Origin of the sequence: Pseudooceanicola marinus, assembly GCF_002786295.1 — a bacterium.
GTDB lineage: Bacteria > Pseudomonadota > Alphaproteobacteria > Rhodobacterales > Rhodobacteraceae > Pseudooceanicola > Pseudooceanicola marinus.
This window is the reverse complement of sequence record NZ_PGTC01000018.1, coordinates 46,431-59,911: the sequence shown is the minus strand read 5'-3', so window position 1 is coordinate 59,911 and position 13,481 is coordinate 46,431. Positions and strand designations below refer to the sequence as shown.

11 protein-coding genes, 1 tRNA gene and 1 pseudogene are annotated in these 13,481 nt (G+C 64.5%); 6 read left to right on the top strand and 7 right to left on the bottom strand.

Features of this window, described 5'->3' with window-relative positions:
• Nucleotides 1-18 precede the first annotated feature (18 nt).
• Complete coding sequence (gene fdhA / locus CVM50_RS14295) at nucleotides 19-1,200, bottom strand: formaldehyde dehydrogenase, glutathione-independent (protein WP_085888073.1); 1,182 nt, start codon at nucleotides 1,198-1,200, stop codon at nucleotides 19-21.
• Nucleotides 1,201-1,638: 438 nt separating this feature from the next.
• Complete coding sequence (locus CVM50_RS14290) at nucleotides 1,639-3,027, bottom strand: transposase (RefSeq protein WP_085888071.1); 1,389 nt, start codon at nucleotides 3,025-3,027, stop codon at nucleotides 1,639-1,641.
• Nucleotides 3,028-3,525: 498 nt separating this feature from the next.
• Between CVM50_RS14290 and CVM50_RS14285 the strand changes: the two genes are divergently transcribed.
• Genes CVM50_RS14285 through CVM50_RS21985 form a run of 4 tightly spaced genes read left to right on the top strand, consistent with a single transcriptional unit; the run spans nucleotide 3,526 to nucleotide 6,880 of the window.
• Complete coding sequence (locus CVM50_RS14285; protein ID WP_085888069.1) at nucleotides 3,526-4,677, top strand: tripartite tricarboxylate transporter permease; 1,152 nt, start codon at nucleotides 3,526-3,528, stop codon at nucleotides 4,675-4,677.
• 18 nt (nucleotides 4,678-4,695) lie between these two features.
• A complete protein-coding gene (locus CVM50_RS14280; protein ID WP_085888068.1) occupies nucleotides 4,696-5,472 on the top strand; it encodes a hypothetical protein in 777 nt (258 codons plus the stop codon).
• A 16-nt stretch (nucleotides 5,473-5,488) separates the two neighbouring features.
• Nucleotides 5,489-6,559, top strand: coding sequence for a type 2 periplasmic-binding domain-containing protein (locus CVM50_RS14275; protein WP_085888066.1), 1,071 nt, complete (start codon nucleotides 5,489-5,491; stop codon nucleotides 6,557-6,559).
• A gap of 54 nt (nucleotides 6,560-6,613) precedes the next feature.
• The gene (locus CVM50_RS21985) at nucleotides 6,614-6,880 is read left to right on the top strand and encodes a hypothetical protein (protein ID WP_232618251.1); all 267 of its coding nucleotides are present in this window, start codon (nucleotides 6,614-6,616) and stop codon (nucleotides 6,878-6,880) included.
• A 5-nt stretch (nucleotides 6,881-6,885) separates the two neighbouring features.
• Here the strand turns inward: CVM50_RS21985 and CVM50_RS22265 are convergent.
• From CVM50_RS22265 to CVM50_RS22180, 3 genes and pseudogenes are all read right to left on the bottom strand, one after another.
• Nucleotides 6,886-7,119 (bottom strand): annotated as a pseudogene (locus CVM50_RS22265) (hypothetical protein); the annotation flags it as partial.
• A 21-nt stretch (nucleotides 7,120-7,140) separates the two neighbouring features.
• Nucleotides 7,141-7,584: a LysR family transcriptional regulator gene (locus CVM50_RS14265; protein WP_157792190.1), complete on the bottom strand. Its 444-nt coding sequence runs from the start codon at nucleotides 7,582-7,584 to the stop codon at nucleotides 7,141-7,143.
• A 312-nt stretch (nucleotides 7,585-7,896) separates the two neighbouring features.
• A complete protein-coding gene (locus tag CVM50_RS22180; RefSeq protein WP_085888060.1) occupies nucleotides 7,897-8,112 on the bottom strand; it encodes a DUF6500 family protein in 216 nt (71 codons plus the stop codon).
• Between the two features lie 540 nt (nucleotides 8,113-8,652).
• Here CVM50_RS22180 and CVM50_RS14255 point away from each other — a divergent pair.
• On the top strand, nucleotides 8,653-10,026 hold the full coding sequence (locus tag CVM50_RS14255) for an MATE family efflux transporter (protein WP_085888058.1): 1,374 nt from the start codon (nucleotides 8,653-8,655) through the stop codon (nucleotides 10,024-10,026).
• The gene (locus CVM50_RS14250) at nucleotides 10,023-10,454 is read left to right on the top strand and encodes a glyoxalase superfamily protein (protein ID WP_085888056.1); all 432 of its coding nucleotides are present in this window, start codon (nucleotides 10,023-10,025) and stop codon (nucleotides 10,452-10,454) included. The genes CVM50_RS14255 and CVM50_RS14250 overlap by 4 nt, the downstream gene beginning before the upstream one ends.
• 592 nt (nucleotides 10,455-11,046) lie before the next feature.
• Here CVM50_RS14250 and CVM50_RS14245 read toward each other — a convergent pair.
• Nucleotides 11,047-11,120: transfer RNA gene (locus tag CVM50_RS14245), tRNA-Gly, on the bottom strand.
• Nucleotides 11,121-11,351: 231 nt separating this feature from the next.
• Nucleotides 11,352-13,400 (bottom strand): ASKHA domain-containing protein, encoded by a 2,049-nt coding sequence (locus CVM50_RS14240; RefSeq protein ID WP_085888054.1) that lies wholly within the window; start codon nucleotides 13,398-13,400, stop codon nucleotides 11,352-11,354.
• Nucleotides 13,401-13,481: the final 81 nt, after the last annotated feature.

The following is a 13,481-nucleotide window of genomic DNA, read 5'->3' as shown; positions in this document are numbered from 1 at the left end:
GTCGGCAACCGATCTGGGTCAAGACGCAAGCATACCATGCGGATCGAGCACGAACTTCTTAGCCACACCGCTATCGAAGCTCTTGTACCCTTCGGCGGCCTGGTCCAGCGGCATAATCGTGGCGTTGACGATGTCCGCGATCGGAAGGCGGTCGTGCAGGATCGCCTGCATTAACTGGCGATTGTATTTCAGCACGGGAGTTTGACCGGTGTGGAAGCTCTGCGCCTTGGCCCAGCCAAGGCCGAACCGCATCGACAGGTTGCCAGATTTCGCGGCGTCATCCACCGCACCCGGATCCTCGGTGACATAGAGCCCGGGGATGCCGATGCCGCCCGCGACGCGGGTGATCTCCATCATCTGGTTCAGCACGATGGCCGGTTGCTCGCCGCCCGAATGACCGCGCGCCTCGAAGCCCACGGCGTCGATGGCGGCGTCCACTTCCGGAGAGCCGGTGATCTCGGCGATCATCTCGGGAAGGTTGTCGCCCTTGGACAGATCGACCGGTGTGAAGCCCACCTTCGCCGCGTGCTCCAGTCGCTCCTTGTTGAAGTCGCCGATCATCACCATGGCTGCGCCGAGAATGCGCGCCGAGGCCGCCGCCGCAAGGCCCACGGGACCTGCACCGGCGACATAGACGATGGAGCCGACGCCGACACCCGCCGTCAGCGCCCCGTGAAATCCGGTCGGGAGAATGTCGGACAGCATGGTCAGATCTCGGATCTTGGCCAGCGCCTGATCGCGGTCCGGGAATTTCAGCAGGTTGAAATCCGCGTAGGGCACGGTGACGTAGCGGGCCTGACCGCCGATCCAGCCGCCCATGTCGACATAGCCATATGCGCCGCCCGCGCGTTCCGGGTTCACCGTCAGGCAGACGCCCGTATCGCCCTCGCGGCAGCAGCGGCAGCGACCGCAGGCCACGTTGAACGGCACCGAGACGACATCGCCGACCTTCAGCATTTCCACGTCCGACCCGGTCTCGATCACCTCCCCCGTGATCTCGTGGCCGAGGACAAGCCCCGGCTCTGCGGTCGTGCGTCCGCGTACCATGTGCTGGTCGGAGCCGCAGATGTTGGTCGAGATGACCTTGAGAATCACCGCGTGCTCCAGCTTGCGCCCGTCGGGGGCCTGAAGCTTCGGATCATCGATCTTCTGAACCTCGACGGCCCCGGGGCCTGTATAAACAACACCGATATTGCTCATGTGCGTCTCCTCCATAGATCTTGCACAGGCGAGACTCCGCATGTCGGCATGCCGCGGAATGCAGGGCCTCGTTCACCGGATGCTATCTTTGGCGGATCAGAACACATGGCGGAAAGCGACACAGCCTCGAACGCACGCGACAGCGCGATTTTCCTCTGCTTGTCGCGCGACGCCGGTCGGTGCGAGCGCGCGCTTCGCAATGTCGGGCGCGTGCCGCGTAGAGGGATCAGAAACAAGTCTAAGCGACGTCAGAGGCGATCAAAGCAGGGAGCAGGTCGGCTGCTTCCTGCGCAGTCCGGTCGTTCGCCCATGGTGCGGCGAACGACGGCTTCCCGCCGATGATGTTGAAAAACGCCTGTTGTGGCGCTGGTCGAGTTGGCCGCGGAATGACGGGTCAGCGAGAGGATCGGGGATTTTGACGGGGCGCACTCGTCCGCTTCATGCGGGCGCCGCTCCATTGGAGCTCTGTGGCCGGAGTTTCGCCAGTTTCCGGAGGTTTTGGGCCGTTGCGGCCAAGGTGAACTCGTCTTTCGAGCCAAGCGGGCCCCTGAGCCGGAGTCTCCCGAGGCCCAGGATCCGCTTCAGGTGAGCGAACAGCATCTCGACCTTTTTCCGCCGCCGCTGTGCCACCTCGTTAAATGCGGAAGCCGTGCAGGCTCGGGCGAGGTCCCGGACGATCTCGTATTTCTCACGATTGATGCTGCGCACGTCGCTCTTCGGACAGCACTTGGCCTTTGACGGGCAGTCCTGACAGTCCGCCTTCAGCGCGCGATACCGCCGCGGCCTCATCCCTGTCGCCGAGCGGCCCGGATCGGAATAGTTGCGCCGGGAATGCCGGAGCTCCTTGCCCTCGGGGCAGAGGTAGCGATCGCCTTCCTCATCCCACGTGAAGTCGGACCGAGACCAGGTCCCGTCCGTGCGCTCGGACTTGTCGAAGACCGGGATGAAGGGAAGGATCTGCCGCTTCAGCGTCAGCCAGACGAGGTTCTCTTCCGAACCGTAGGCCGTGTCGGCAGCCAGCCAGTCCGGACGGAGACCAAAACGCCGTTCGGTCCGGTCCAGCATCGTGCGGGCCGACCCGACCTCTGCCTGCCGGACCGACCTCGTCGCCTCGACGTCCATGATGATCCCGTGATCGGTGTCGATCAGGTAGTTGTCGGAATAGGCAAAGAAGGCCGGACCCTTGCGCGCGGCCGTCCACTGGCTTGCCGGATCGGCATGAGCGGTGAACTTCGGCGTCACCGTCGTGGCCGCGCCGAACGCCGCTTCGTCGAGCGCGTCGAGATACTCGCGAACGGCGCGCGGAGCCTCCAAAGGATCGATCGCATCGGCATCCCAGTCCTCGGCTCTGCTGGAGCTCTGCTTCTGGACATCCGCGCTGATCAGACTGGCATCGACGGCGAACCCGGTTCCGCCAACGAGGCCCTCGGTAATGCACGTCGCGACGACGTCCTCGAACAGGCGGCGGAACAGGTCGCTCTCACGGAACTTGCCGTGGCGCAGCTTCGAAAAGGTCGAGTGATCTGGGATCTTGTCTTCGAGACCGAGGCGACAGAACCATCGATACGCCAGGTTGAGATGGACCTCCTGGCACAGCCGGCGTTCCGACCTGATCCCCATCACATAGCCGATGACGAGCATGCGGATAATGAGTTCCGGGTCGACCGATGGCCGCCCGGTGTGACTGTAAAAGCCGCGAAGATCTGCGTGCAGTTCGCGTAGATCGAGGAACCGGTCGATCCCGCGCACGAGGTGGTTCGCCGGAATATGCGTCTCGAGATCGAACTCGTAGAACAGCCGCGCATGCGCCTTTTGAGTTCCCAGCATCCCGTGCCCTCCCGCTCCCGTAAATAAAGGGAATCAGAAGCTTCGGCCCCCGGCAAGCGCGGAGTTTTTCAACACCATCCGCCCATTCTGGACCTTCGCCGCGGATGCGCGCTTATCAAGCTTGGCTGGCGGGAGCGGCCACTCAGATGGTGGCAAATGCACACCGCGCACCGCCTCTCAACCGTCCGCGGGGTCGACCTGATCGTGGTCACGCAGCGCGGTCGGATGAGCGATGTTCGCTGCGACTGCAAAGGCAATAGGCAGCAAACTCAGTGAGCGGTCTTTCGCTGGATAGGCCAGAAACGGCAGCACTTTACTGGATATTTCCGGTCTCGAACACCTATTCTCGCGGCCCTAGCAACCGTTGAACCCTCACCTCGGTTAGATCTGAAAGACTTAGAAAAACTAACGCAACAAGTAGATTTTTTCATTTTCACTAATCCTACCCGAGTGACACGGTAGGCCCGGTCGGCAGGGAGAGCCGATGAGGGAGGATACATGATCGAGGCGTTCCAGGCGCTGAGGGGTACGTCGGCGGTTCTTTATCTGATGTTCGGCGCTTTGCTGGGGCTCGTGGTGGGCATCCTGCCAGCGCTTGGTGGGGCAGCGGGCCTTTCTCTATTGTTTACCTTCATCTACGGCATGGAGCCAAGCGCGGCGATGGCGATGGTCATCGGGATGCTCGCCACGGTCAGCACGGGCGATACCATCACCTCGGTCCTCTTGGGCGTGCCGGGATCGGCCTCGTCCCAGGCCACGGTGCTGGATGGCTTCCCCATGGCCAAACAGGGACAGGCGGCAAGGGCGCTGTCGGCCGGCTTTCTCAGTTCAGTGATTGGCGGATTGTTCGGGGCGCTTGTCCTGACCCTGACTCTGCAGTCGGCCAAGCAGGTTATCCTGTGGTTCGGCATTCCCGAAATCCTGATGATGATCCTCTTTGGGGTGGCCAGCGTGGCGGCGCTTTCGGGCAAGAGTCTGCCCAAGGGTGTGGCGATCTGCGCCTTCGGCATGGTCGTGGCCTCGGTCGGCTTTGCGCCTGCCAGCGGCGAGCAACGGCTTGATCTGGGGCTGTTCTATCTGGGGGACGGCCTGCCGTTGATCGCCTGCGTGATCGTGGTCTTCGTTATCCCCGAGATCGCCGACCTGATCCAGCAGAACCGTTCGATCTCGGATCGCCCAAGCCTTGGCAATGGCACCCGGCAAGGGGTCATCGACGTCCTGCGCAACAAGTGGATCGTATTGCGATCGGCAACCGTAGGCTGCCTGGTCGGCGCCATGCCGGGTGTCGGTGGCGCGGTGGTGGACTGGATCGTCTACGGCCAGACTGTTCGGTCGGCCAAGGACAAGAGTCAGTTCGGCAAGGGCGACGTGCGCGGCGTGATCGGCGTCGAAAGCTCGAACAACGCGGTCATGGGCGGGGCGCTGGTGCCGACGCTGCTGTTCGGCGTGCCGGGGTCCGGCTCCACCGCGCTGCTGCTGTCGGCCCTGATCCTGATCGGCATCCAGCCGGGGCCGGGCATGCTGACGCAGGATATCGACCTGACCTACCTTATGATCTGGAGCCTCGCTCTGGCCAATATCCTCGGCGCGGGAGCCTGCTTCCTGTTCTCCCGGCATCTGGCCAAGCTGACGCTGATCCCCTTCAGCTGAATTGCACCCTTCCTGATCGTGGCGATCTCCTTTGCCACGCTGCAGATCAACCGAGACCCGCGCGACCTGTTTCTGATCCTGCTCTTCGGCGTCATCGGCGTCGCGATGCGGCGGTTCGGTTTTTCCCGCCCGGCCTTCCTGATCGGCTTTGTCCTGCAGCAGAACCTTGAGAAGTCGCTCTACCAGACGGCCCAGCTCTATAGCCTGACCGACTTCCTGTCGCGGCCCATCGTGCTGATCCTGCTGGCCGTGGTTCTGCTGATCCTGGGGGCCTCGATCAAGCAGCAGATGACGAAGATCGCCGGCAATCCGGAGGAAATCGACCGGATCCGCCAGACCCGCCCAACCCAACTGGTGCTGCCCGCACTGCTGGCGGTGTTCTTTGCGGCGGCGCTGTGGATGGTGAAGGACCTGCAACCGCTGGGGCGCATGTTCCCGATGGTCGCCGGCGGCGTTGGCTTGGCGGCCTGCGCGGTGATCTTGCTGCAACTGGGCCGCGGCGCGCCCTCGGCTCTGGAGGACAGCCATGTCACCGGCCCGCGCTACTCGGTGTCCTTCTGGCACACGGCGGCGTGGCTGATCGCGGCAGTGCTGTCCATCGCCTGTTTCGGCTTTTTCGCCGGAGCGGCGCTCTTCATGGCGGCCTTCCTGACGGTCGAGGCCCGCGCCAAGCCATGGGCCGTGGCCTTGGGCGTGGTGAGCATCATCGGGGTCTACCTATTCCTGACCTATCAATCCGGGACCTTCCTGCCTGATGGCTGGGTCCTGTCACTGAACCCGTGGGATTACTTCTGAGGAGGAGAAGACGATCATGAAACTCAAAACCATCTTGCTTGCCGGGGCTGTTGCCCTTGGGGCCAGCCTGCCTGCCACCGCGCAGGATCTGGGTCTGAACCGGATCAACGCCACCGTGCCGTTTGGCGAAGGCGGCGGCAGCGATACGCTGGTCCGCGCGGTTGCGCCCTATCTGTCCAAGGCGTTCGAGAACGAACCTACGATACTTGTCCGAAACGAGCCGGGCGGCGGCGGTATTCCTGCTGCCAACCGCTTTAGCAAACGCGCCAGTTCGGATGGATCGGACTTCTTGGCCATGTCCTCGTCGATTTTCATCGCCAAGACGCTGGGGGCGCCGCAGATCAGCTTCACGCTGGATGAGTTCGTACCGGTGTTCATCGCGCCGATGGGTCCCCTCTACTACGTTTCGCCGACCACCGGCGCGACGGAGACGGGCGACATCGAGGGCATGAAAGGCGCGGATCTCGTGTTCGGCGGCGGGCGTCAGGACTCGGCCGACATTCTGACCGTGCTGTCCTTCGACCTGCTTGGTTTCGACGTCAAATCCGTCTGGGGACTTGAGCGCGGGGGCGGCCGCATCGGATTTGAGCGTGGCGAGTTCAATGTCGACCACCAGACCACCGCGGCCTACACGCGCAGCGTCCAGCCGCTGGTGGACGAGGGCAAGGCGATCACCATGATGGCCGGCGGTGTCATCGCCCCCTCGGGTGAGATCGTGCGCGACCCGAACTTCCCCGACGTGCCGACCTTCATCGAGCTCTACGAGGAGGTCCATGGCGAACCGCTAAGCGGCCCCGCCTATGAGGCCTACTACGCGCTGACCAGCTCGGCCATCACCGTCGGCAAGGCCATCGTTCTGCCGTCTACGGCCTCCCCCGAGGTGGTCGAAGCCTGCAGCCGCGCCTTCGAGAAGGTCATCGCCGATCCGGATTTCCGTGCGGCCAACGAAAAGTCGCTCGGCGGTTACGACCTCTACACCGGGGAGGACGCCCAGGCTCTTTGGGGCACCGTGACGGGCATGTCGCCCGAGGCCCGCGCCTGGCTGGCAGATTGGTATGCCGAAAAGGTCGGCTTCAAGCTGCCCTGATGATCGCAGACATGCTCGGACCGACACAGGTCCGGGCTTTCAAAAGGACTTCCCATGACCGATACGCAGACCCCAGCAAAACCGCAACATACCGGGACCGTCATCCCCTTGCCGGAGGTTCCTCCGGGCGTCGAGGTGATCCATGACGTCTCGTTCGGGCCCCACGAACGTCAGGCCTACGACGTGTATCTGCCGGAAGGCGCAGAGCGTCCGTTGCCTGTCGTTGTCTTCTTCCATCCCGGGGCCTGGCAACGGCGCGACAAGCGGGCGGGGCGCACCAACCGCCCCTCGGCAAGGTCTTGCAAAACCAGCTCCAACTGAGCAATTGCCACCCCGTTCCCGGCCAAGGCAGCCTCGTAGACCAGCGTCGAGTTCGAGAACACCATGAGGGGCTTCTTGTCATCCCAGGTCCGTCCGGCGGCGGCCATCCAGTTGGGCCAGTCTTCCATGCGGTTGCGCGAGGCGATCCGCGTCGTGAGCGACAGGTCCACCTTTGGACCCAGCCGCTCGGCGACAGCGGGCGTGCAGACCGCCAGAAGGTGCGGCGTGAACAGTGGCACGCGGGTAATGTCGGGCGACTCCTATGGCCGCATGCTGAGCGCCATGTCAAGGTCAGCCCATCCCGCGTCGACACTCTCGATACCGGTTTCGAATTCGACGGAGATGTCCGGATATTGCTGTGAGAACGCTTCCAGCCGAGGAATGAGCCAGGGGTTCGCCCACGTCTGATAGAGCTTGATCTTGACCGAAGCAGAGCCGGACTTTCCGGTGCCGATCTCCAGTGCCTGTTCGATCTGCTCGAAGGCATCGGAAAGGGTCTGCGCGATCTGCCGCGCCGCGTCGGTAGGCTCCGAACGGTTACCGTACCGGTGAAACAAGGACACGCCCAAACCGTCTTCCAGCCGACGAATTTGCTGGCTGACTGCGCCGGGAGTGACATTTAGCTCGCGCGCCGCCGCCTCAAACGTCCCGAGGCGCACCACAGGTTCGAAGTGGCGCAGCCCCTGAAGATGGAGGCGGGACAATATGCTGGCTCTGGCGGACACGATCTCGGAAGCGACTGGATTCAGGTAGGCACTACAGGAGGTTTCAAGGTTGGCATAGGCGATCTCAAAGGGGCAAGGCGTCGTCTGGCCAAAAGGGAGTGGCCCTGGCCGCCGGTGACGACAGCGCAAAGCTTGCCCTGGCCATTCTGATGCGCGTCAATCCACCAAACAGCCTTTCCACGACATTCGTGCAAGCCGCAGCATGACGCACAGTGCTGACAAGAAGGGCGGGAACCGGATCTTCGCTGCAGTTTACACCGAGGTCTGCTATGCGGATGAAGCTGCCGTTACTCAAACGCCCGAACGGATCATGTCCCGGATCTTCGTCGCCTTCTCGAAATGATCAAGTTCATGGGTCTTGATCCACCATTCGGCTGCTTCCATGAGCAGCTCTGGGTCATCATTCTTGTTCGCAAAAAGACGCATAGAAAGACCTACCGTCTCGCCTCTCTTGGCAATCTTGTCGTTGCAGATTCCGATTGCTTTAGTTCGTAACGATTGGCGCATTGTAAATTCGCTTCTTCCGGTCTTGGATGTACTCATGGAAACACAAAGGGAACATCCGCGTTCGGCAAGGCCATCGGAGCCGTAGGTAGGGCTCGAAGCAGACCTTGGCCGCGGATTGCATGGAAGTCCAGTGTGGGCCGGAAGGACCGAGAAGCCGAGGGACAGACGCGCGTGCTGCGAGGGCCGTTTCCTGCGCAAAGCTGCCGTCAGTCTCAGGCGCGGCGAATGACCGTAGCCAGTCCGAAGCTGACATCGGTGACGGTTGCGGCAGAGGTCCACACGGCGCCCAAAGCGTTGGTCGGGTTCCATGCCGCTGCTTTTGGGCATCTGGGCAGATGCACCTTCTACGTGCCGGTTTGCCATCTTGCCCTTCGGGGAATTTCGCCCTATCGAGCGCACAAGGTGCCGGGCACCTGCCGCCTGCGGACGCGAGTCACGGTGAAGCCCGGAGCAAGACGACATCTCACCCTCGAAGCATTTCGCAGGTGGGTAATGCAGGCTCCCTCCCGATCCGAAATGCCTCCCCCGGAGGAGTGAGCAATGTCCTTAGGACCTGCCCCTAATAGAATCGAGAACCGCTTTCTGACCCGGCCCGTCGGGCGATTGTTCCTATCGAATGCCCTGCCCATGGCCGTCGTGATGTCGACGGGCGGCCTGCTGAACGTGATCGACGGGATCTTCGTCGGTCGTTTCGTCGGCGCCCAGGCCCTGGCGGCGGTCAGCCTGGCCTTTCCGGTCGTCATGTTGCTGACGGCTCTGACCACTCTGGCGGGGGGCGGCATGGCCAGCCTGCTTGCCCGCCATCTGGGGGCCGGGGCGCGCCGAGAGGCGGGAGAGGTCTTCGCAGGAGGCCATGGCCTCGCGCTCGCCCTGAGCGCGGTGCTGATCGCGGCAGCGCTGAGCCTTGGCCCTGCCATACTCTCCGCGCTTGCCGCCGGAGACGCGGCGGTGGCGGGGTCTGCGCAGAGCTATCTGCTGATCCTGATCCTTGGCGCCCCGATCCAGTTCGGTCTGGGCCTGCACGCCGACGCCCTGCGCAGTGAAGGGCGGGCCGGGCACATTGCCTTGCTTTCGGTGCTGGTGAACTTGCTGAATGCCGGAGCCAACTATGTCGCGATCGTGCTTCTTGGGCTCGGCGTGGCCGGGTCGGCCCTTGGCACCGTGGTCGCGCAGGCCCTTGGCCTGGCGCTGTTGCTGGGGCTGCGGGCCTGCGATCACGAGCTTCTGCCCCTTGGGGTCCTGCGGCAGGCGAGCTGGCTGTCAGGCTGGGGGCGGATGCTTTCGCTCGGCCTTCCGCTCTGCCTGACCTTTGTCGGCATGGCCCTGGTGGCCAGCACGGTCCTTCGTATCATCGGCACCGCTGGCGCCGAATCCGCCGCCTATATCGCCGCCTACGGTGCGGTGACGCGGATCCTCGGGCTGGCCTTCCTGCCGCAGATGGCGATCGCTCTGACCACCCAGAGCATCACCGGCAACAACGCTGGCGCAGGCCGCATGGATCGGGCCGGCGCCGCCCTGCGGCTTGCGATGGGAAGCGCGTTCCTCTGGTGCATGGGCGTGACTCTGGCCGGCGCGTTGGCCGGCGCGCAACTGGGCGCGCTATTTTCGGGCGATCCGGAAGTCGTCGCGGCAGTCGTCACGATCCTGCGTCCGATGACGGCCCTATATGTCATCACCGGCCCGGTTCTTGTCCTCGCCATGCATTTCCAGGCCCTGGGCTTCCCCGTCCGGACCGCGGTGCTGACGCTGGCAAAGCCATGGCTGCTGACCCCCGCGCTGCTCATTGTCCTGGGGAAGGTCTCTGGGATCGATGGACTGTGGTATGCCTTTCCCATCGCGGATGCCGTGCTGCTTGTTCTGGCCCTGGTCCTCGCCATCAACTCCGTGAAATCACCCGCCAAGGAGGCAGCATGACACAGCCATCTCTCGAAACGGTCAAGGCGCAGGCCAAGGCGCTCCGGCAGGCCCTAGAAGCCAAGGGTATGGCGGTCAGCCATGCCCATGCGCTCGAACTCATCGCTCGACAGCACGGGGCACGAGACTGGAATACGCTTCATGCCCGCATCGGCCATCGCGACGCCCCGGGGGAGCTGGTCCTGGGGGCTAAAGTCACGGGGCACTACCTTGGCCATGCCTACAGCGGAAAGATCGTCGCACTTTCCGGGGCTGCGGGGCATCGCCATGTGGAGATCGCACTCGACAAGCCGGTCGACACCGTTGAGTTCGACAGCTTCTCGAACTGGCGTCAGCGCATCCGGGGCACGCTTGGCAAAGACGGCCGCAGTGTTCGGCGGACGTCGAATGGCACGCCGCATCTTACTGTGGAGACGATAAGGGGCTGAACTCGCCCATGGCGCGCCAAAGCTGTGAACGGCAATTCTTGCTGGATCCGCGTGCGGGTAGACCGACAGCTTCATCCGCGCAGCTGCTGTTCGTCCGGAGCGCAGTGAACGGTAGCTCCCCGGTCTTCTGGTCCGTTACCGTTCCGATCCGCCTGCTAAGCTATTGACTTCATGTGCCCCTTCACGTGGGCGTTCTCAAGCTAAGCCCTTGGCGTTGCATGGTTCGGCTGATCCTCTCCGGTGCGCCACTTCGTACCTCGCATTGGCTGAACTAGCTGGAACGTCGGATGGCCGATCAGGCCTCGGGCCACGCCTTAGTCGTTGTGCGGACGTAGGTGGGCCAAGGCCGCTATTGTCCGCTGGGTGACTGATACTGACCCGGAGCTTTGGCGGAGAGGGGAGAGACTAATTGACCTCCTCGATCCGAGGATCGGTCTCAGACTTCACGTCGTGAAGCGGGGGAAGGGAGGGGCCGGTCCGTCGGTCGCGTCCATCTCGCGGATGGTCAGAGGCCTGTGTGTCCCACGTGCAAATTCTGAAGGGGCACTTTGGCGCTTAAGAGACGGAAATAAAATGATTTTGTGATCGGGAATGGAGCGGGTAGCGGGAATCGAACCCGCGCGTTCAGCTTGGGAAGCTGACAGGCTACCATTACATCATACCCGCCGCGCGAGAGTTGAGGTATGCCAAGCCCCCGGTCGCGTCAAGCGGGAAGTGATAGGCGTCAGGCGGTTGGCGGTGGCGCTACGGGGGAAATGGAGGAGGGGGCTCCGCCCCCCGTCGCGCGGGGCGCGACTCCCCCCGGAGTATTTTGGACGAGGTGAAGCAGGGGCGGGGCGCGCAAGGCCGAGGCGCGCGCCCTTGGACGGAGGGCTGGCGCAAGATCCGGGCGCGGCCTCAGCCGCGCCGCCGCCTGCGCCGCCCACTGCCGTCTGCGCCGCTGCCGCCGGTGTTGAAGCTGACATCGGGCAGTTGCACCACCTTGGCCAGTTCCGGGAAGGGATCGCTGGCGTGGGGCAGGGCGTTTGCGGCGACGAAATGGGCCTGGAAGGCGGGCGCGATGGCGGTCTCGATCTTGGTGATGCGGGCCACGTTGCCCTCGATGGCGGCGCGGGCCGCGATGTCGCACAGCGCGATCCGGGCACCGGTGCCGGCGGCATTGCCGGCCGAGGTCACACGCTCCAGCGGGACATCGGGGATCATGCCCAGCACCATGGCGTGTTTGGCGGAGATATGGGCGCCGAAGGCCCCGGCCAGCACCACGCGGTCAACGCGATCTACACCCATCTCATCCATCAGCAGCCGGGCGCCGGCGTAGAGCGCGGATTTCGCCAGTTGGATCGCCCGCACGTCGCCCTGGGTCACGGTGATCAGCGGCCCGCCCTCGGCCCGGCCATCGTGCAGCACATAGGCATGCGTGCGTCCGTCGGGGATGCAGCGCGCGCTGCCGGTCTGTTCGGCCGATCCGATCAGGCCCGAGGCATCCATGATGCCGGCCATGCGCATCTCGGCCAGGGCTTCGATGATGCCGGAGCCACAGATCCCGGTGACCCCGGTGGCCACCACCCGGGGCGCGAAGCCGGGATCGTCGGACCAACGCTTCATCCCGATCACGCGGAAACGCGGCTCCTTCGTCACCGGGTCGATCTCCACCTTCTCGATGGCCCCCGGCGCGGCGCGCTGGCCGGAGGAGATCTGCGCCCCCTCGAAGGCCGGCCCGGTGGGAGAGGAGCAGGCCAGCACGCGGCTGGTATTGCCCAGCAGGATCTCCGCGTTGGTGCCCACGTCGATGATCAGCACGAGGTCCTCGGATTTCTCAGGCGCTTCCGACAGGGCGACGGCAGCGGCATCCGCCCCCACATGGCCCGCGATGCAGGGCAGGATATAGAGCCGCGCGCGCGGGTTGATGGCGGCAAAGCCAAGATCGGAGGCGGGAAGGGACAGGGCGGAGGAGGTGGTCAGCGCGAAGGGCGCCTGGCCCAGCTCCGTCGGGTCGATGCCAAGCGCCAGGTGGTGCATCACCGGATTGCAGACCAACGTCGCCTCGACGATCAGCGCCGGGTCGATCCCGGCGTCACGCGCCAGCTCCGCCGCGAGGTCCGACAGCGCGCCGCGTACGGCGTTTGTCATCTCGGTGTCGCCGCCGGGGTTCATCATCACGTAGGATACGCGGCTCATCAGGTCCTCGCCGAAGCGGATCTGCGGGTTCATCAGCCCGGAGGCGGCGCGCACCTCGCCGGTCTCCAGGTCCGTCAGATGCGCCGCGATGGTGGTGGAGCCGAGGTCGATGGCCAGCCCATAAAACCCGTCTTCGTGCAGGCCGGGAAAGAGGTGCAGCAGGCGCGGCGCGGCGCCGGTGTGGTCTCGGTAGACCGCCGCCGTCACCCGCCAGTTGCCCTTGCGCAGCACGCCCTGCAGCGCCGCCAGCATCGACAGGTCGACGGTCAGTCCGGTGACGCCCCATTGCGCCTCCAGCGCCGCGGCGAGCCGCTCGAAATCGCCGGAGGGGTCGTGCATGTCGGGCTCCGCCACCTCGACGTAGTGCAGCCGGGTGGCGGGGTTCATGGTCAGGGCGCGGGTCTCCGCCCGCTTGCGGATCACCTGGCGGTGCACCTGGCTTTCGGCCGGCACGTCGATGACGACGTCGCCCTGCACCTGGGCCTGACAGCTCAGCCGCCGCCCTTCGGGCAGGCCGCGGGTGCTGTCGTACCGCTCCTCCACGCTGTTCCAGGGGGACAGGGCCGTGTCGGTGACATGCACCCCGTGTTTCGGGAAATCGCCATAGGCCGGCGTCACCTGGCACTTGGAACAGATGCCACGCCCGCCGCAGACGGAATCGAGGTCCACCCCCAGCTGGCGCGCAGCAGTTAGCACCGGCGTGCCCACGGGGAACCGTCCCCGCTTGCCCGAGGGTGTGAAGATGACGAGCGGGTCGGGATCGGTCATGGGGGCCTTCCGCGGGTTGTCCTGCCCCCAGCCTAGGCGGTGGCGCGGGGCGGCGCGGGCCTGTCCCCGACGCGCCGGGGC